19 protein-coding genes, 1 rRNA gene and 1 riboswitch are annotated in these 19539 nt (G+C 41.2%); of the genes, 1 reads left to right on the plus strand and 19 read right to left on the minus strand.

The features are described 5' to 3' along the window. Positions 1-11: 11 nt before the first annotated feature. From pcrB to E2K98_RS27615, 4 genes are all read right to left on the minus strand, one after another. On the minus strand, positions 12-695 hold the full coding sequence (gene pcrB / locus E2K98_RS27600; RefSeq protein ID WP_133339867.1) for a heptaprenylglyceryl phosphate synthase: 684 nt from the start codon (positions 693-695) through the stop codon (positions 12-14). A gap of 206 nt (positions 696-901) precedes the next feature. Next, positions 902-1219 (minus strand): YerC/YecD family TrpR-related protein, encoded by a 318-nt coding sequence (locus E2K98_RS27605; protein ID WP_133339869.1) that lies wholly within the window; start codon positions 1217-1219, stop codon positions 902-904. A 28-nt stretch (positions 1220-1247) separates the two neighbouring features. Continuing rightward, on the minus strand, positions 1248-2300 hold the full coding sequence (locus E2K98_RS27610; RefSeq protein ID WP_133339871.1) for a DUF3048 domain-containing protein: 1053 nt from the start codon (positions 2298-2300) through the stop codon (positions 1248-1250). A gap of 65 nt (positions 2301-2365) precedes the next feature. Then, on the minus strand, positions 2366-4108 hold the full coding sequence (locus tag E2K98_RS27615; protein ID WP_133339873.1) for an adenine deaminase C-terminal domain-containing protein: 1743 nt from the start codon (positions 4106-4108) through the stop codon (positions 2366-2368). Between the two features lie 165 nt (positions 4109-4273). On the opposite strand from E2K98_RS27615, the gene E2K98_RS27620 reads away from it, so the two are divergent. Further along, the gene (locus E2K98_RS27620) at positions 4274-4588 is read left to right on the plus strand and encodes a YgaP family membrane protein (RefSeq protein WP_133339875.1); all 315 of its coding nucleotides are present in this window, start codon (positions 4274-4276) and stop codon (positions 4586-4588) included. Between the two features lie 471 nt (positions 4589-5059). Here the strand turns inward: E2K98_RS27620 and purD are convergent, their stop codons facing one another. The 15 genes from purD to rrf form a co-directional block, all read right to left on the minus strand. Further along, entirely contained in the window at positions 5060-6331 is a 1272-nt protein-coding gene (gene purD / locus E2K98_RS27625; protein ID WP_133339877.1) for a phosphoribosylamine--glycine ligase, read from the minus strand. A 13-nt stretch (positions 6332-6344) separates the two neighbouring features. Then, positions 6345-7883 carry a bifunctional phosphoribosylaminoimidazolecarboxamide formyltransferase/IMP cyclohydrolase gene (gene purH, locus E2K98_RS27630; protein ID WP_133339879.1) on the minus strand — a complete coding sequence of 513 codons (1539 nt, stop codon included), beginning with the start codon at positions 7881-7883 and terminating at the stop codon, positions 6345-6347. After that, positions 7858-8460: a phosphoribosylglycinamide formyltransferase gene (gene purN, locus E2K98_RS27635; RefSeq protein WP_133339881.1), complete on the minus strand. Its 603-nt coding sequence runs from the start codon at positions 8458-8460 to the stop codon at positions 7858-7860. Before purN ends, purH begins: the two co-directional genes overlap by 26 nt. Then, positions 8457-9491, minus strand: coding sequence for a phosphoribosylformylglycinamidine cyclo-ligase (gene purM / locus E2K98_RS27640; protein WP_133339883.1), 1035 nt, complete (start codon positions 9489-9491; stop codon positions 8457-8459). The genes purN and purM overlap by 4 nt, the downstream gene beginning before the upstream one ends. Before the next feature lie 15 nt (positions 9492-9506). Then, complete coding sequence (gene purF, locus E2K98_RS27645) at positions 9507-10919, minus strand: amidophosphoribosyltransferase (protein ID WP_133339885.1); 1413 nt, start codon at positions 10917-10919, stop codon at positions 9507-9509. Next, positions 10895-13120, minus strand: coding sequence for a phosphoribosylformylglycinamidine synthase subunit PurL (gene purL, locus E2K98_RS27650; protein WP_133339887.1), 2226 nt, complete (start codon positions 13118-13120; stop codon positions 10895-10897). The genes purF and purL overlap by 25 nt, the downstream gene beginning before the upstream one ends. Further along, positions 13104-13787 (minus strand): phosphoribosylformylglycinamidine synthase subunit PurQ, encoded by a 684-nt coding sequence (purQ, locus tag E2K98_RS27655; RefSeq protein ID WP_133339889.1) that lies wholly within the window; start codon positions 13785-13787, stop codon positions 13104-13106. The genes purL and purQ overlap by 17 nt, the downstream gene beginning before the upstream one ends. Then, complete coding sequence (gene purS, locus E2K98_RS27660) at positions 13784-14038, minus strand: phosphoribosylformylglycinamidine synthase subunit PurS (RefSeq protein WP_133339891.1); 255 nt, start codon at positions 14036-14038, stop codon at positions 13784-13786. Before purS ends, purQ begins: the two co-directional genes overlap by 4 nt. Beyond that, complete coding sequence (gene purC, locus E2K98_RS27665) at positions 14031-14744, minus strand: phosphoribosylaminoimidazolesuccinocarboxamide synthase (RefSeq protein ID WP_372512568.1); 714 nt, start codon at positions 14742-14744, stop codon at positions 14031-14033. The genes purS and purC overlap by 8 nt, the downstream gene beginning before the upstream one ends. A 76-nt stretch (positions 14745-14820) precedes the next feature. After that, positions 14821-16116, minus strand: a complete 1296-nt coding sequence (gene purB / locus E2K98_RS27670) for an adenylosuccinate lyase (RefSeq protein WP_133339893.1) — start codon at positions 16114-16116, stop codon at positions 14821-14823. Between the two features lie 3 nt (positions 16117-16119). Beyond that, entirely contained in the window at positions 16120-17265 is a 1146-nt protein-coding gene (gene purK, locus E2K98_RS27675) for a 5-(carboxyamino)imidazole ribonucleotide synthase (RefSeq protein ID WP_133339895.1), read from the minus strand. Continuing rightward, positions 17258-17746, minus strand: a complete 489-nt coding sequence (gene purE, locus E2K98_RS27680) for a 5-(carboxyamino)imidazole ribonucleotide mutase (protein ID WP_133339897.1) — start codon at positions 17744-17746, stop codon at positions 17258-17260. The genes purK and purE overlap by 8 nt, the downstream gene beginning before the upstream one ends. 131 nt (positions 17747-17877) lie before the next feature. Next, positions 17878-17979: riboswitch (purine riboswitch) on the minus strand. Between the two features lie 89 nt (positions 17980-18068). Next, positions 18069-18275 (minus strand): NETI motif-containing protein, encoded by a 207-nt coding sequence (locus E2K98_RS27685; protein WP_133339899.1) that lies wholly within the window; start codon positions 18273-18275, stop codon positions 18069-18071. Further along, a complete protein-coding gene (locus E2K98_RS27690) occupies positions 18272-18796 on the minus strand; it encodes a DUF2179 domain-containing protein (RefSeq protein WP_372512742.1) in 525 nt (174 codons plus the stop codon). The genes E2K98_RS27685 and E2K98_RS27690 overlap by 4 nt, the downstream gene beginning before the upstream one ends. 498 nt (positions 18797-19294) lie before the next feature. Further along, a 5S ribosomal RNA gene (rrf, locus tag E2K98_RS27695) occupies positions 19295-19411 on the minus strand. Positions 19412-19539: the final 128 nt, after the last annotated feature.

Raw genomic sequence — 19539 nt, forward strand, 5'->3', positions numbered from 1 at the left:
CCAGCAAATTTCTATCGAACTGCCTGCACTGTTTTTAAGGCATTTTTAAAATCTTCATAAATCGCATTTCCTACGACAATTACATCTGCAAACTTTGCCATTTCCACTGCCTGTTCATATGTGGATATACCACCGCCATAAAAAAAGGTCGCTTTTTCAAGGACTTTTTTCACCTCTGAAACCATTTCTGGTTGTCCATATTGCCCGCTAAACTCGAGATAAAAAATAGGCAGTTGAAACATTTTTTCAGCCATCATCGCATAGGCCCTTACATCTTCAGCCGTAATCTCCGTTACAGCATTTGTCAGTTTGGCTGCTTTGCATTCACTATTCATGATGCAATAGCCTTCCATAACGATTTCTTCCCAATCCATAAGGTCGCCAAATTCTTTCACTGCTTGATGGTGAAGCCCAGTAATCCATTTTGTATCCTTACTATTTAGAATCGTTGGAATAAAATAGAGATCAAATCCAGGGGTAACTGTTTCAACACTTGATACCTCCAGAACACATGGTACAGCAAACTTGCGTATTCTGGCCATTAAATCGAGGACATTTTCGAGTGTAACTCCATCTGTACCTCCCACTATCACTGCATCCGTACCTGATTCACAAATTTCTTCTAAATGTTCATCCGATATCTGTTTATTAGGGTCGAGTTTAAACACATGGCGCCACTCGCGAAAATCATACATCCCAAGGTCCTCCTACATTCATTTCATTACACCATTATAGCATTAGAGGAAACGTAATAAAAAAGAAAACCTAATAGAAAGAAAATCCAACTAGAAAAGCGGAAGCACCCTGTTCAGCCTAAGGCAAGTGCTGAAGCAACCTAAAGGGTCTAGGCGCTGGAGCCGGACAAAAGAAAAACCGAAGAATATCTCTCCGGTTTTTGGCTTTATGATTCCTCAGTTGTAGTCGACTTTTCTTCTTTGACTCGTTCTAGCACCAATTCATAGGTGTCATTGCCATAGTTTAAGCAGCGTTTTACACGTGAGATAGTTGCAGTACTCGCACCGGTTTCTGCTTCAATTCGGTGATAGGTATTTCCTTCACGAAGCATTCTGGCTACCTCTAAGCGTTGGGCCAATGACTGAATTTCATTAATCGTGCAAAGGTCATCAAAAAAACGATAACACTCTTCAAGATCTTTTAACGAAAGAATCCCTAGAAAAAGTTGATCCAGTTCTTTCCCTCTTAGCTTATTTATTTGCATATTTTATACCCCTTTAGTTTGAATAAAATTATTTCACATTAAACGAAACACTTTTTTGCATTCCCGGATCTGTTGGAACAACATTTACCCATGTTTTACCTTGGACAAATGGAACCTCTTCTCCATTCTTCATTGGGACAATCCTACCGTTCTCATTTTTCCATTCCACTTCGTTTACTTTCCCCATCTGCACTAAATAACCTTTTCCTCCGGATTGAAAATCAATCGTACGACGTCCTTTTTTGTCGATTACTTCATGCTTTGCCTCAACAATGAAAATATTATCTAGAAGAATCGGGTCTTTTGTTTCTAAATCAACAGTTTGTTCCCCGCCCTGGAAACGTTTATATTTCCCTGTAGCGGAATCATACTCATACACACAATCAAAATCGCCGCTAGCATAATAAGAAATCTTTACCGATTTAGCATCGGCGCCGGTAACCTTTTTAGCGTCCTCTTCTGAAAGAAATTTAAAGGCAGGTGGTGTTTTGTCCATTGAATATTTGTTCATTTTCGCACCCTTTAAAATATTATCATAGGTGATATACGAATTGTGCGGTGCTACTCTAAAACTCGCCCGATGGAAAAGTGTTCCGTCATAAACCATGCCATTCAAGTTGTCAATATAGCCTGATTCAAGCATTTTTTTGGCTTCCGGACTATAGCCGTGAGCAATATAAAGTGCATTTAAACCTTTGGCTAAATCAATATAATAATCCCGGGCGCTCCGTACCGGCCCGATATTTTTTGGCCTTTCGCTTTGAAATACGGCAAGAAATCTTGTGATATTCCCTTCAGCCAAAATTTCATAAACGATATCAGCCTTGTTTAAACCAGATTGCGGTCTTGCTGCAGGATGGTTATTAATCATTACAGCAACAGCTCTGCTGTCTGTTTCAGTCTGTGAACCCTTTCCGGTTAAAGGAAAATAATATGGGAATTCATTCTTTTCATCCGCTTTTTGTTCAACTTTTCCTACATCTTTTTTCACATTCTCATCAGGCTTTTTGACAGTTTCCTTTTTGCTGCATCCGGACACCAATAAGAAGACAGCTGCCACTATGACCGCCCATTTCTTCATCTAATAGCCACCCCTATTTTTGGTTAAAAGACTTTTACACTGTAATGCATTAACCTATTTACATTTTAACGCATTATAGACGGAAAGAGTACTGTTTTATTCATAACATCGTACATTCCTTGCTGTGTGATTCGAATATACGGTAAATGGGTTGAAGAGAAAAATAATAAACTACTAATGGGGTCTCCAAATGAATACCCTCGTTCACTCAATTCTTCAAGAAGTCTTTTTTCTTCCTCCATTAAATGTTCCATCGGCTTTTCCGACATGATTCCTCCCAATGATAAAGGAACCTCACAAATCACTTGACCATCCTGAACTAACACAATTCCTCCGCCAAGTTCTTTCATTCGATCAAATGCATGGATCATATCTTTTTTATTTTTACCAATTAAAATAATATCCCCAGTGCCTGAAAATGAACTTGCAAGCGCGGATAACTTTGAAGTAAATCCTTTTAGCATGGTATTGATTCTCCACTTACCTTTACGGTCAATCAGTGTAAAGAAGCTTTCATCATGATTGGTTGGCAGTTCATCTCCTGAAACATCAATGGCAATGGAATAGGGCTTCGTGATAACAGAATTCTCCATTTTAATCCCAAATGGCATTGAAAATTGCAAATCATCAATAGACAAATTCCAATCGAGTTCTAGTGGCTTAAGTCCGAAGTCCGGCCAGTTAATCTCAGCATTTACTTCCGTTTGTTTCCCGTCGCGTTTAACCCATTTACCTTTCGCAAGAACAGAAATAGGAGTTGGGTCTTCAATACTCGATAAGAAGTTAATATTGGCAACCCGTCCGGTTGCAATACTTCCGTGTAAATGCTCAATATTATAGTACCTTGCGACGTTAATCGTTGCCATATTATAAGCATCGATGCTCGGAACATCCTTTTCGATTGCAATCCGGATCATTTGATCAATAATCCCCTGCTCGTAAAAGTTTGATGTTGACCCATCTGTCGTAAACATGAACCGATCATACGTTTGAATCCCTAATCGTTTTATATCGTCAAGAAGTACTGGTAAATCTGGCCGAATCGATGAATGGCGCAATGTTACCATATAACCTTGCATTAGTCGATTATAAACTTCTTCACCTGTCATTGATTCATGGTCACAATCTGCCCCAAGCAGCATCAGCTTCGCTAAAGTCTTTTCAGACGCACCCGGAAAATGACCTTCAATTTTCTTCCGCATCCGCTTTGCTTCTTGAATCCAATGAAGCATCATATCGTCCCCGTCTAGAAGCTTCGGCCAACCGGTTAATTCCCCACCCTGAAGGACAGCATCATGCTCAAGCCACAATTTTACATTACTGTGTGAAAATGTTTCTTCTTCCCCTAATATTTCCGTTTGAGAATCAAAACGGCTCCACCAAAACATTGTAGTCGGAATGGTCCGCAGCTCTCTCAATAATGAAAACGCTTCCCTTTTTTTTAAGTTTAAAATTAGCGCCATATTGTCATTGATTAAGGTTGTCGTTCCAAATTGTGATGCATATTCCGCTAATGTATGGGGATTATATAATTGAAACGGATGGGCATGCGGTTCAATGTATCCAGGAACAAGAATTTCATTTGTACAATCGATCACTTCGCAGTTCTTTAATGTAGCCGGCAAGTTTTCGCCGACATAAACAATCCGATCATCATAAATCCAAATATTGGCTCTCATCCATTGACGAATAGCCTGATTTAAATACAAAGCATTTTTTAATAAAATGGTGGGAGAAGTTCTCCCCTCTAATACTGATACATGCGTCCGTAAATGTTTATTTTTCCATCGATAACGTTGTTCCAGCACATGATATCCCTCCCTCTTTAAGTCTATTTATCTATATAAGAATATTGATTTAATCGTAAAGAAAACCCTTACAAAATCCATTTGTTAATATACTATCATATTTCGCAATGTAAAGCAGTAAAGACTTGATAAATAATGTTAAAATTTTGTGAAGGAGTGAACAAAATGAATATTAAACCAAATATTGGGATTTTAAATGCGTTGATTCGCATTACCTTTGGCTTGACTGTTCTTGCTTGGGCAACCGCCAAGCTTGTTAAAAGACCTTGGAGAGACTCTTATTTATTGGCCGCTGTTTGTGGTGCAATGAAGGTGGGAGAAGGCATTGTCCGTTACTGTCCAGTAACGGCTTTTTATAAAAAATGTCCTGTAATGAATTCTGAAATTAAACAGTCTGAGGCTCATCATGATTCAATGGATGGGTTGGAGGGATTAACAAATCTGGATGGGGATGAGGTTTTGCCTTATAACCCGACTTAAAGATCTAAAGCCTTCTCTAGGGAGGGCCTTTTTGTTTTTAAACGCTTGTTTAGTTACCTCGTACACTCTTTTTTCTCTTTACGGGTATCTATACCCACTTTCGATTACCGCGTGCACTCTTTTTTCATCTTCTCGGGCATCTATAGCCTCGCTCGGTTACCGCCAACACCCTTTTTTCCTCTTTACAGGCATCTACAGCCTCTTTCGGTTACCGCGTGCACTCTTTTCTCATCTTCTCGGGCATCTACAGCCTCGCTCGGTTACCGCCAACACCTTTTTTTCCTCTTCTCGGGCATCTATAGCCTCGCTCGGTTACCACCAACACCTTTTTTTCCTCTTCTCGGGCATCTACAGCCTCGCTCGGTTACCGCCAACACCTTTTTTCCTCTTTACAGGCATCTATAGCCTCGCTCGGTTACCGAATTCTCAAAATAATGAAGAGGGCTGGCAGCGTAGCCAGTCCTCTTTCATTTAGCTATTTACAAACCTTGCTGCTTTATAACCAATATCTTTTCGATAAAAAACACCATCACATTGCAGATTTTCAAGTTCCGCATAAACCTTTTTCTGGGCATCCTCAATCGTTTCCCCAAGTCCACCTACAAGCAAGACTCTGCCGCCATTCGTAATGAATTCATCCTGCTCATTTTTCACTGTTCCTGCATGAAAAATATAAGCCTGTTCACTAAATTTATTTAACCCATTAAGAACGGCACCCTTTTCATAGGTTTCAGGATATCCCTTTGCTGCCACAACAACCCCGATCATCGTCTGCTCGTCCCATACAAGGCTTGGTGCTTGGCCATCCAAAAGCTCAAGAATCACTTCAACCAAATCAGATTTTAACCTTGGTAAAATCACTTGGGTTTCCGGATCTCCAAATCTTGCGTTAAATTCAATAACCTTTGGACCCTTTTCCGTTGCAATCAGTCCAGCGTATAAAATTCCGCAAAAGCTTCTTCCTTCTGTAACCATGGCTTCTGCTGCAGGCTTAAGAATCGTTTCCACCGCTGTTTGAATCATATCGTCACTAATTTGTGGGACAGGAGAATACGCGCCCATTCCCCCCGTATTCGGACCTTGGTCCCCATCAAACGCTCGCTTATGGTCCTGAGCGATTTCAAGTGGGACCACCGTCTGACCATTTACAAAGGCCATAAGGGAAAACTCTTCACCGGCCAAAAACTCCTCAATCACAACACGAGAAGACGCTGCACCGAACTTAGCGCCAACTAGCATTTCTTCAAGGCTTTCCAAGGCTTCCTCTTTGGTCATCGCCACGGTAACACCTTTTCCTGCTGCAAGTCCATCCGCTTTTATTACAATCGGAGCACCTTTTTCTTCTATATAATTACTTGCCTCATCAAAGGAAGTGAAAACTGCATAATCTGCAGTTGGAATTTGGTATTTCTTCATTAATTCCTTCGCAAACGACTTACTGCCTTCAATTTCGGCTGCTGCTTTTTTAGGACCAAACACAGGAAGACCCGCTTCCGTGAATCGATCTGCCAGTCCTTCAAGGAGCGGAACCTCAGGTCCAATAATCGTTAATCCAATTCCTTCCTCTTTCGCAAACTGAATCAATTTTTCTGATTCAGACTCCTGCAGCGGAATCAGCTCAGCAAAGTCCTCCATCCCTGGATTCCCAGGAGCGGCAAAAACACGTTCCACCTTGCTGCTTTCACTCACTTTTCGGCAAATCGCATGCTCTCTTCCACCACGGCCAATGATTAAAACCTTCACAAACTCGCCCCCATTAGTGTTTGAAATGTCTTACTCCTGTAAAGACCATGGCAATTCCATACTCATCCGCTTTTTTAATCGAATCTTCATCGCGAATCGATCCACCCGGTTGAATAATTGCAGTGATTCCTGCATTTGCCGCTGCCTCAACGGTATCATCCATTGGGAAAAAGGCATCAGAGGCAAGTCCTGCACCTACCGCTTTTTCTCCAGCTTGTTTAAAGGCAATTTCAGCTGCTCCAACGCGATTCATCTGACCAGCGCCAATTCCAATGGTCATCCCATTTCTTGCAACAACAATGGCATTTGATTTAACATGTTTCACAACCTGCCAGCCAAGCTTCAATGATTCCCACTCAGCTTCCGTTGGTTGTCTTTTTGTTGGAATCGTGATCGTCGCATCTTCAAGTGTGTAACGATCTTGTTCTTGAACAAGCAGTCCTCCTTCAATCGTCGTCATTTTGAATTCAGGTTTTTTAGCTTGATCAAATGGAATAGTTAAAAGGCGAAGATTCTTCTTCCCGGTTAAAATGGACAAAGCTTCTTCAGAAAATGCCGGAGCAATAATAATTTCTAAGAAAATTTCACGAAGCTTCCCTGCAGTCGCCGCATCCACTTCCCGGTTGAATGCGATAATTCCGCCAAAAATCGAAACAGGGTCCGCAGCAAATGCTTTTTCAAAAGCTTCATACGCTGTTTTTCCTGTGCCAACACCGCATGGATTCATATGCTTAACCGCTACAGCAGCTGGCTCTGAGAATTCCTTCACAATCTGAAGCGCAGCGTCTGCATCATTAATATTATTATAGGAAAGCTCTTTCCCGTGAAGCTGCTTCGAATTTGCGATTGAAAAAGCAGAACCTAATGGTTTTTTATAAAAAGCTGCTTTTTGGTGTGGATTTTCTCCGTAACGGAGTGATTGTTTCAATTCATAGGTTACCGTTAAATTTTCCGGTGTTTCCTCTTGAGCCAAATCTGTCATATACTGAGCAATCAGCGCATCATATGCAGCAGTGTGACGGAATACCTTTGCGGCAAGCTTTACTCTTGTCTCAAGCTTCGTTTGACCTTCCGCTTTTAATTCCTCTGCAACCGTTTGATAATCCGCTGGGTCAACTACGACTGTAATATATTGATGATTTTTTGCGGAAGCACGGAGCATTGTCGGCCCGCCAATATCAATATTTTCAATAGCATCTGCTACCTTCACATCCGGCTTCTCAATGGTTTGTTGGAATGGATAAAGGTTTACACATACTAGTTGAATCGGTTGAATTCCGTGCTCTTCTAATTGACCTTGATGTGCTGGATCATCGTGTTTTGCCAATAAACCACCATGGATTAGTGGATTCAAGGTTTTAACACGGCCTTCTAAGATTTCAGGAAACCCGGTAACATCACTTACACTAAGAACCGGAATTCCTTGTTCTTGAATAGCTTTCTTTGTTCCGCCCGTAGAAATAATTTCAAAACCAAGATTTACGAGTTCTTTTGCAAACTCAATTACTCCAGTTTTATCTGAAACACTAATAAGTGCTCGCTTTTTTGCCATTTACAATACCCCCTTGTGTTAAAAGCACCTGTAAAATTGCCGGATATAGCTTGTGTTCAACTGCATGGATTTTGTTCTGCAGGCTTTCACGTGTTTCATCTTCTTCCAAACGAACGCGTTCCTGAACGATAATCGGCCCAGTGTCCATTCCCTCATCAACAAAATGAATGGTTACACCGCTCCACGTTGCTTTGGCTTCAAGCGCCTGACCAATGGCATCTTTACCGGGAAAAGCAGGAAGTAAGGAAGGATGAATATTGACGATTCTCCCTTGAAACTCTCGCAGTAAGGTCGGTCCTATTAAACGCATATAGCCTGCGAGGACAATGAATTCCACGCCACGTTTTTTTAACTCCGCAAGAATTTCCGCCTCATAGGCATCCTTTGATGGATAATCCTTAGCCGAAAAAGCAAAGCTTGGAATTCTGGCGGCATTTGCCCGATCAACCGCAAAAGCACCAGGTTTGTCACAAACAAGAAGTGAAATATCGGCCTTTAGTTCTCCAGATTGAACGACATCAATGATGGCTTGAAAGTTACTTCCGCTCCCTGATGCAAATACAGCGATTTTTTTCATTTTTTTCCTCCAGCCGGGATGATGCTAATTCCATCCGTTTCGGTTACAATCCCAATTTCATAAGCTGTTTCACCGCATTGCCCAAAATGTTCAAGCACATCAGAAGCAATTGTCTGGTCTACTGCAATCACCATACCAATTCCCATATTAAAGATATTATACATCTCCTGCCGGTCAATTTGTCCAACAGATTCCATCAGATTGAACACAGGTGGAATGTTAAAGCTTTGTTCCTGAATTTCTGCACCAAGTCCCTCTGGGAGCATTCTTGGGATATTCTCGATAAAACCACCGCCGGTAATATGAGCCATTCCTTTTAAGGTGAATTTTTTCAAAGCTGATAAAATTGATTTCACATAGATTTTTGTTGGCTTCAGCAGTTCTTCCCCTAACGTACAGCCAAGTTCATCAACATACTCTGATAAAGACCGATCAGCAAAAACCTTGCGTACAAGGGAATAGCCATTGCTATGGATTCCACTTGATGCCAAACCGATAAGAACATCCCCAGGCTTAATCGCTTCACCTGTAATCAATTGTGTTTTTTCACAAGCCCCTACTGAAAATCCTGCTAAATCATATTCCGATTCATTGTACAAACCAGGCATCTCTGCCGTTTCTCCGCCAATCAAGGCACATCCTGCCTGTTCACAGCCATCCGCGATTCCTTTGACAATTGCCTCAATCTTCTCAGGCACAGCCTTTCCACAGGCTATGTAGTCAAGAAAATACAAAGGCTCTGCTCCTTGGACAACAATGTCATTCACACACATTGCTACCGCATCAATGCCGATTGTATCGTGCTTATCCATCATAAAAGCAAGCATCAGCTTGGTTCCGACTCCGTCCGTTCCCGACACGAGGACGGGCTCTTTTAATTGAAGCGCAGATAGGTCAAACATGCCCCCAAAACCGCCTAAACCGCCCAATACTCCGGCCCTTGCTGTTTTTTGAACATGCTTTTTCATTCGTTCAACCGCCTCATAGCCTGCTTCGATGTTTACTCCTGCTTCTTTATATGCATTTGCCACGACAGTTCCCCCTATCTACTTTTGGTAATAGTATTGAAGTGTATCCGGATAAATTTCTGTCGGGTAATTTCCTGTAAAGCAGCCTAGGCAATACCCGCCTGTTCCGTTCGCATCTTTTTTACCAATTGCTTCAACCATCCCTTCGACGCTTAAGAAGGTAAGCGAATCGGCTCCTATAAGTTCTCTGATTTCCTCAACTGATTTATCGGAAGCAATCAATTCTTCCTTTGTTGATGTATCAATTCCATAGAAACATGGATTTTTTATTGGTGGAGAGCTGATCACAACATGGACTTCTGTCGCTCCAGCATCTTTTAGCATAGTGACAATGCGTCTGCTAGTCGTCCCGCGGACGATTGAATCATCAACCATGACGACCCGTTTTCCTTCCACAACTCCGCGAACCGGTGAAAGTTTCATTTTAACCCCTTGCTCACGTAACGATTGTGAAGGCTGAATAAACGTTCTGCCAACATAACGGTTTTTAATTAACCCCATTTCGTATGGGATACCGGAGGCTTCCGCATAACCAATCGCAGCAGAGATGCTTGAATCGGGTACCCCAGTTACAACATCGGCTTCAATAGGGGCCTCTTTAAATAATTGCTTACCAAGATTTTTCCGAGCTGTATGAACATTTATTCCTTGAATATCACTATCAGGTCTTGAAAAATAAATATATTCCATCATACAAATAGCTTTTGTAGAACTCACCGCAAATTGTTCTGAGACAATACCATTATCATTAATGATGAGCAGTTCTCCCGGCATAATATCACGGATATATTCCGCCCCAATGACATCAAATGCACAGGTTTCCGATGCTACTACATAAGCATCGCCAAGGCAGCCAAGCGATAGTGGCCGTAATCCATGCGGATCAAGCGCAACTAATAATTCTGTTTCGGTCATGATCAAGTAGGCATAAGCCCCTTTTAGCATGGAAAGTGCGTTTTTCGCCTGATCTTTCAATTCAGAATAACCGCTTCTTTTCATCAAGTGAGCCAAGACCTCTGTATCTGAACTTGTTTGAAAAATACTTCCCTGTGATTCCAGCTGATGTTTAAGCGAATTAACATTAACGAGATTTCCATTGTGTGCAAGGGCAAGACTTCCAACTTGGGAATGGAACAGCAGGGGCTGGACATTTTCATATCCTCCGCCCCCAGCAGTTGCATAACGCACGTGACCAATTGCCCCGTTCCCTGTTAATTCTTTCATTGCATCGGCAGTAAAAATTTCCGTAACCAGTCCTTCACCTTTTACGCCTTTAAGTGCTTTACCATCGGTTACAACAATGCCGGTACCTTCTTGTCCGCGGTGCTGCAGACTGTGAAGTGCGTAATAAGCAAGCTGAGCCGCGTCTTGATGTCCCCAAACTCCAAAAACTCCGCACTCTTCATTTAATCCCTTGATTTCAGCAAGCATGGGATAGCTCCTTTCCAAGCAGCTTTTAATTCGTTCACCGAAGCTTCAAATACAAAGCCGTTATCACCTGATACCTGTAATGTTGCTGTATCGGTTACTTCCCCGATCAATTTTGCATCTACTAAACGCTCTAACTCTGTTTGATTTTCTTTTTTCACTGTTAATAGAAAACGAGATTGTGTTTCACTAAACAAAGCTGATACAGCATTTCCTGTGATACTCACTTCTGCTCCAAGCTGATTGTCGGCAAAAAGGCATTCTGCTAAAGCTACTCCTAGGCCGCCTTCAGAAAGGTCATGAGCTGATTCAACCACTCCCGCACGGATTGCCGCGAGCACTTTATTTTGTCTTTCTTTCTCAATCTTAACGTTCAACTCAGGGGCACGGCCAAAAACTTTTCCGTTCAATAGTTTTTGCAGCTCACTACCGCCAAACTCATCTTTTGTTTCTCCAACAAGATAAATTAAATCTCCGCTGTTTTTAAAATTTTGTGTTGTAATATGATCAAGATCCGTTACTAAACCGACCATTCCAACAACCGGTGTTGGATAGATGGCTGTTCCGCTTGTTTCGTTATATAAAGAGACGTTTCCACCAATGACCGGTGTCTCAAGAACACGGCAAGCTTCACTCATGCCGTCTGCTGCTTTTTCAATCTGCCAGAAAACTTCAGGTTTTTCCGGATTACCGAAATTTAAGTTATCGGTAATCGCTAATGGTTCGGCACCTGAGCAAACAATATTGCGGGCTGCTTCAGCAACAGCAATTTTTCCGCCCATTTCCGGATCTAAATATACATAACGTGAATTACAATCCGTTGTCATGGCCAAAGCTTTACGTGTACCGCGAATTCTGACTACCGCTGCGTCCGAGCCTGGTGATACAACCGTATTTGTCCGGACCATGTGGTCATACTGCTCATAAACCCATTCCTTGCTGGCAATCGTTGGCTGACTTAAAAGGTTTAATAGCGTTTCTTTCAAATCCTCTACTTGAGGAATTTCATTCTCCATTACTTGGAACTCTGCAAAATAACCAGGTTCTTTTGATGGCTTATGGTAAACTGGTGCATCTTCCGCTAAGGCGTCTGCGGGCACATCTGCAACAATTTCACCATTATGAAGCAAGCGAAGCTGCTTATCACTTGTAACCTTACCGATGGAGACAGCATCTAAATCATACTTTTTAAATAGATCAACGATTTCTTGCTCTCTTCCCTTTTTTACAACAATGAGCATTCGTTCTTGTGATTCAGAAAGCATCATTTCATATGGAGTCATTCCTGTTTCACGCTGTGGAACAAGATCCAAGTTCATTTCAATTCCCATTCCGGCTTTACTTGCCATTTCCGCTGAAGAACTGACCAGGCCTGCTGCACCCATATCTTGAATACCAACAAGGGCATCAGATTGGATAAGCTCTAAACACGCTTCTAATAACAGTTTTTCCATAAACGGATCGCCAACCTGAACAGCTGGGCGGTCTTCACTGGATTGCTCTGTTAATTCCTCCGACGCAAAGGTAGCTCCATGGATTCCATCACGGCCTGTTTTTGCACCGACATACATAACCGTGTTTCCTTCGCCATGCGCCTGACCTTTTTTAATATCCTTATGGTCAATTAGACCAACACACATTGCATTGACTAATGGATTTCCTTCATAGCATGGATCAAATTGAATTTCGCCGCCTACAGTTGGAATTCCGATACAGTTGCCGTATCCGGCAATCCCAGCGACAACTTCTTTAAATAAATAGCGGACACGTGCAGAATCTAACTCTCCAAAACGAAGAGAATTTAGCATCGCAATCGGACGTGCTCCCATTGAAAATACGTCACGGATAATCCCGCCGACACCTGTTGCTGCACCTTGGTATGGCTCGATAGCTGAAGGATGGTTATGACTTTCAATTTTAAACACAACCGCCTGATTATCACCGATATCAACGATACCTGCCCCTTCCCCAGGGCCCTGAAGTACACGCTCACCTGTAATCGGGAATTTTTTCAATACTGGCTTGGAATTTTTGTAGCTGCAGTGTTCAGACCACATAACCGAAAATAAGCCTGTTTCTGTATAATTTGGCGTACGTCCAAGGATTTTTTCAACCAACGCAAACTCTTCATCGGACAAACCCATTTGCTGATATACTTTTTCCGCTTTAATCTCATTCGGATTTGGTTCACGCGTTAACAACATGTGCTTCCCTCCAAGTCTTTACAATCGATTGAAACAATTTAAGCCCGTCGGCACTGCCTAAAAGAGCATCTACAGCTCTTTCCGGGTGCGGCATCATACCTAATACGTTGCCTTTATCGTTCATTATACCAGCGATATTTTCTAAGCTTCCGTTCGGATTTTCCTGGTAGGTAAAAACGATTTGGTTATTGGCCTTTAGCTTTGCCAGCGTTTCCTCGTCGCAATAGTAATTTCCTTCACCATGTGCAACTGGAATCGTGATGGTTTCTCCTGCAGCTAAATCAGAAGTAAACATCGTTTGATTGTTTTCAACCTTTAATTCAACTTGCTTACAAATAAAGGATAAACTCGCGTTTCGTCTCATTGCTCCCGGAAGCAAGCCTGCTTCCAAAAGAATTTGAAATCCGTTACAAACACCCATAACCGGCTTGCCAGCTCTTGCCGCCTTCACAACCTCTTTCATGACATTACTGAATCGAGCAATGGCTCCTGAGCGCAAATAATCTCCGTATGAAAAGCCGCCTGGAAGTAAAATTCCATCAAATTCATCTAGGCTTTCTGTATCATGCCAAACGTATTCAACTTCTTCCCCAAGTTCATCTTTAATCGCATGAAACATGTCAATATCACAGTTTGATCCTGGAAAAACGATTACTGCGAATTTCACTGGGCCACACACTCCTCTACTTCATAACGGTAATCTTCAATAACCGGGTTTGCTAAAAGGTTTGTGCAAATCTCATTGACTACTTCATGAATATCACGGTCAGACTTTTCAATTGTTAACTCCATATATTTACCGATTCGGACATCGGCCACTTCCTTGTAATTTAAAGAGTGTAAGGAATTTGTTACTGCTTTCCCTTGCGGATCTAATACGCTCTCTCTTAATGTGACAAATACCTTTACTTTATACATGCTGATGTCCTCCCAATCTCGCTAAAATATTTTCATATGCATCTGTTAAACTTCCAAGGTCCCGACGGAATACATCTTTATCGAGCTTTTTATTTGTTTCTTTCTCCCACAATCTGCAGGTATCAGGTGATATTTCATCGGCAAGCAGGATTTGCCCATCCGTGTCTTTTCCAAACTCTAATTTAAAGTCAATCAGACGAATACCCAATTCTTCGAAAAAGCTCGATAAAACTGCATCAACTTCTAAGGCCTTCTCTCTTAATACCTTGATTTCTTCTTCTGTAGCTAAATTCAATTCAAGAATATGGTCGACGGTAACAAGCGGGTCGCCAAGTTCATCATCTTTTAAGTAAAATTCAACAATTGGAGCCTTCAACGGCGTTCCTTCTTCAACACCCAGTCTTTTGGAAAAGCTTCCTGCTGCAACATTACGGACAACTGTTTCAAGTGGGATAATAGTAACCTTTTTCACAAGTTGTTCTAATTCCGATACGCGCTCGATAAAATGAGAGTCAATGCCCTTTTCTTTTAACTTTAAAAATAGCAAACTAGTAATCTCATTATTTAAACGCCCTTTACCGGTAATGTCTGCTTTCTTTTGCCCATTAAAGGCAGTTGCAGAATCTTTATATTCCACTAAAACAACCTGGTCATTTTCCGTTTTATAAATTCTTTTCGCTTTTCCTTCGTATAGAAGTTCTTTCATCAGGAACGCCTCCAAATTTTGCAATATTGGGAATTTTATTAGTAAAAGGGGGGCCCAACTGCAGCCCCTTATTTTTTTAGTTCAAACCTAAACGGTCAAAAATTGTATCCACATGCTGCAGGTGATAGCTGTAATCAAAACAGTCTGCAATTTCTTCCGCATTAAGAAGGCTGGTGATTTTTGTTTCAGCCTCAATCAACTGACGGAATGGCACTTGTTTTTCCCATGCTTCCATTGCTTTTGGCTGAACGGTATCGTAAGCCTCTTCACGTGATAATCCTTTATCAATTAATGCAAGCAATACACGCTGTGAATAAATTAATCCAAGTGTACGATCCATATTGCGCTTCATATTTTCTGGATAAACTGTAAGGTTTTTAATAATATTACCGAAACGGTTCAACATGTAATTTAATGCGATTGTCGCATCCGGTAAAATAACTCTTTCAGCAGATGAATGAGAAATATCACGTTCATGCCATAATGGAACATTTTCGTAGGCTGTTAACATATAGCCGCGAATCACGCGAGCCATTCCCGTCATGTTTTCAGAACCAATTGGGTTCCGCTTATGCGGCATCGCTGATGACCCCTTTTGCCCTTTCGCAAAAAATTCTTCAACTTCACGCGTTTCACTCTTTTGCAGGCCGCGAACTTCAACCGCAAACTTTTCAATCGAAGTGGCGATTAAAGCAATCGTTGACATATAGTGAGCATGACGGTCGCGCTGCAGGGTTTGTGTTGAGATTGGCGCTCTTTGTATGCCAAGCTTTTCACACACATATTGTTCAACAAATGGGTTGATATTGGCATAGGTTCCTACAGCACCGGAAATTTTACCAAATTCAACACCCGCTGCAGCTTGCTTGAAGCGATCAAGATTCCGTTTCATTTCCTCATACCAAAGGGCAAGCTTTAATCCAAAAGTAGTAGGTTCTGCATGAACTCCATGGGTACGCCCCATCATAACGGTCATTTTGTGTTCTTTTGCTTTATTCTTTAAAATTTCTACAAAGTTTTCGATATCTTTTAGTAAAATCGCATTGGCCTGTTTTAAAACATATGATAAAGCAGTGTCGACCACATCTGTCGAGGTTAAGCCGTAATGAACCCATTTGCGTTCTTCTCCTAAAGTTTCCGATACAGCACGGGTAAAGGCTACAACATCGTGTCTAGTTTCTTCTTCAATTTCTTTAATTCGGTCGATATTGAAGGAGGCATTTTCGCGAAGCTTTTTTACATCCTCCTTCGGAATTTCACCAAGCTCTGACCAAGCTTCGCAAGCAAGGATTTCCACTTCAAGCCATGCATTAAAGCGATTTTCTTCTGTCCAAATAGCACCCATTTCCGGTCTTGTATAACGATCAATCATGTTTTATCCTCCGATCTTTTCTGTTACTTTCCAAATGCCGCTTTGTTCAATTTCTGTAAGGGCCTCTGTTACATTATCACGTAAAATTGTTACGTGTCCCATTTTACGTTTTATTTTTGGTTCTTTTTTTCCGTAAAGATGAACCTTCCAGTCTTTCATACCCGGAATTTCCTCATACATACTTTCAAGATGCTCCCCTAATAGGTTGACCATAACTACTGATTTTAATAGCTTTGTGCTTCCTAAAGGCAGATTGCAGATTGCACGTACATGCTGTTCAAACTGTGACGTCTCGCAGGCTTCAATCGAATAATGTCCTGAATTATGAGGCCGTGGAGCCAGTTCATTGATATATATTGTCCCATCACTAGTTAAAAACATTTCAACCGCAAGTGTTCCGACTAAATTTAATGAATCCGCAATTTGTTTTGCCTTTTGAATTGCATTTTCTTGGATACCTTCCGAAATGCGGGCGGGAACAATCGTTTGATGCAATATATTGTCCTGATGGATGTTTTCTGCCACAGGGAATATCGCTGTTTCTCCATCAAGCTTGCGTGTGACGATAACCGATATTTCCTTTTCAAAGGGAATCCATTTTTCGAGCACACATGCACCCTGTTTGATGAGTTCCTCCGCTTTTTGCAAGTCCTGCTGAACTTTTATGACCAGCTGTCCCTTTCCGTCGTAGCCGCCTCTTGCCGTCTTCAACACAGCGGGATAGCCAATTGCTTGAATTTTTAAAAATAAATCCTCTAAACTGTTAATGATTTCATACGGTGCTACTTCCACACCCGCCTGCTGGATTGCCGCCTTTTCCTTAATCCGATCCTGGGTAACTGTCAGCAATTTCGGTCCTTGTGGAACGTACGCACGTTCACAAATCCATTCAAGTGTATCTGCATCAATGTTTTCAAATTCATAAGTTATAACGTCACTGATTACTGCTAATTTACTAATAGCCTCACGATCATCATAAGCTCCAATGACTTCAAAATCTGCCACTTGCCCACAAGGTGAGTCTGAGGTTGGCTCTAGGACGGCGATTCGATACCCTTGAGCCTTAGCCGAGAGGGCCATCATTCTTCCCAATTGACCACCGCCGATAATCCCAATTGTCGACCCCGGTAAAATTATTTTGTTAGACAAGCTGCTCACCGCTTTCTAGAACTTCTTCCTTGATTGCATGGCGTCTTGCTTCTAATTTTTTCGCTAGTTCACTATCTTCTGTTGCTAAAATTTGTGCAGCTAAAAGGCCTGCGTTGACTGCTCCTGCTTTACCAATTGCAACGGTTGCCACCGGTACTCCGCCCGGCATTTGCACAATCGAAAGCAGGGAGTCTAAACCATTTAAGGCCTTTGATTGGACCGGAACCCCGATGACAGGAAGCGTTGTTTTTGCTGCAACCATTCCAGGGAGATGTGCCGCACCGCCTGCTCCTGCAATAATTACCTTTAAACCTCTATCTCTTGCTTCTTGCGCATAGGTAAACATTAAATCCGGTGTCCGATGCGCAGAAACTACCTTTTTTTCATATGCAATTTCAAGTTCTTCTAATATTTCACAGGCATGTTTCATTGTTTCCCAGTCTGATTTGCTTCCCATGATGACACCAACAAGATTCGTCATGCCGCATCCCCCTTTTAGCCAAATAAAAAGCCCAGACAAATAGCATCCTCTAAAAGAGAAAGCCATTTGTCCGGGCATCTTGATGAAAAGGTCAACAAAGTTAAGGGCTGTCCCTAACTGTATTGTTGCCGAACATATTGACTTTCCCTCATAGTCCAATAATTTACGGTTATTGGGTAGAAACTTATGGGCCCTATTCCCATTGATATACGAGGGTAAGATTATTTGTCATTTGCTACTCACTTATCTTACAATCCATTCGAATAACTGTCAACCATTATATCGAACAATAAAATTTGGTTAGCACCATATTGTTCGTGTTTTACTCATTAAATTGCCCTTCAAAGACAATTTGACGGCCAATTGGCTCAAAAATGGTTTCATTTCCCTTTTTGATTTCTTGAAAAATCGGCTTTTCAAGCCTTCTAATTGGGATATATCCCAGCTGTTTCATTCGTGCTAGGCATGCATCAATGGTTTCATTTTCCTGAACTTCAAATTGCAATTTTTTTTGCTTCTTTTGACTCATGAAAATAATTTCCCTCTTTTCACGGATTTGACCCAGAACCCCCCATGGATGGATTTGGGTTCGTACGAAATAATAAATGCCTTTGGATCTAGATTCTTGATTGTATCATAGAGCTTTAATTCAAATTTTCTCGGGGTTAAGATTTGCATCGCCATCCGATCCCCTTCAAGCCCGTTTGCTTCCCAGTTTGTCACTCCATATCCCTTTTCCCGCAGTATTCCAGGTAAATTTTTATCATACTCGGTTGTGATTACATTGACAGTAATATAACCAAGTGCGAGCTTTTCCTCTATTTTCATTCCGACTACAACACCGATTCCATATCCCACCGCATACGCAATGAGGTTCTGGATTTCATTTAAGTTATTTAACACTAGGCCTAGGCCCAGTACATAGATAACTACTTCAATCATGCTGAGGAATGCAGCCAAATACCGTTGTCCTTTTAAGGTTAAGATCATTCTAATTGTAAAAAAGGAGACATAGACAATATTGATAACAAGGATTATGGCTACCATCATAAAACTATTCTCTAACAAAATAATTACCCCCTTTATATATCCTTCCCCCACTTTAGCACAATTTTTACAAAGGTCTAGTAGCTAGATTGTGTATTAAGAGAAAAATTTTCTTACTAAAAATTTTTGTTCCATGTTGCATCAAATATGTTCCGTTTTGTCTGTTTGATTTTCCATTTTAAAATTTATGTACAAAACAAAATTAGTCCATTTTATATTTCTATACCCTTTTGGCGAAAAAAAAATCCTAGAAGATTTCTGGATTAAGTAACAATTATCCCCTTTTTTTCCAAAGGAGAATTATTAGGTGTATTGCTTTTTTATAAAGTTACCTTTTAAATGGTTTTTAATTTTATGTTCCATATTAAACCATATATGAGCTAATTCATCTGTTCTATGTTTCAATTTAGAATTATATGTTCCACATTATTATTTTTATGTGCCATTGCTTTATCCACGAACACCAAAAAAGACAACCTTCATCAGGTTGTCTTTTTTGGTGCCTGGCAACGTCCTACTCTCACAGGGGGACAGCCCCCAACTACCATCGGCGCTGAGAAGCTTAACTTCCGTGTTCGGTATGGGAACGGGTGTGACCTTCTCGCCATTATTGCCAGACTATTAAGTTTGAGGTATCATTCCCTCAAAACTAGATAATACAGAAGAAGTTTTTAGTAAAAACGAGTTCACCTTCATATAATACATATGACTTGGTTAAGTCCTCGATCGATTAGTATCAGTCAGCT

It is taken from the genome of Bacillus salipaludis (assembly GCF_004358205.1).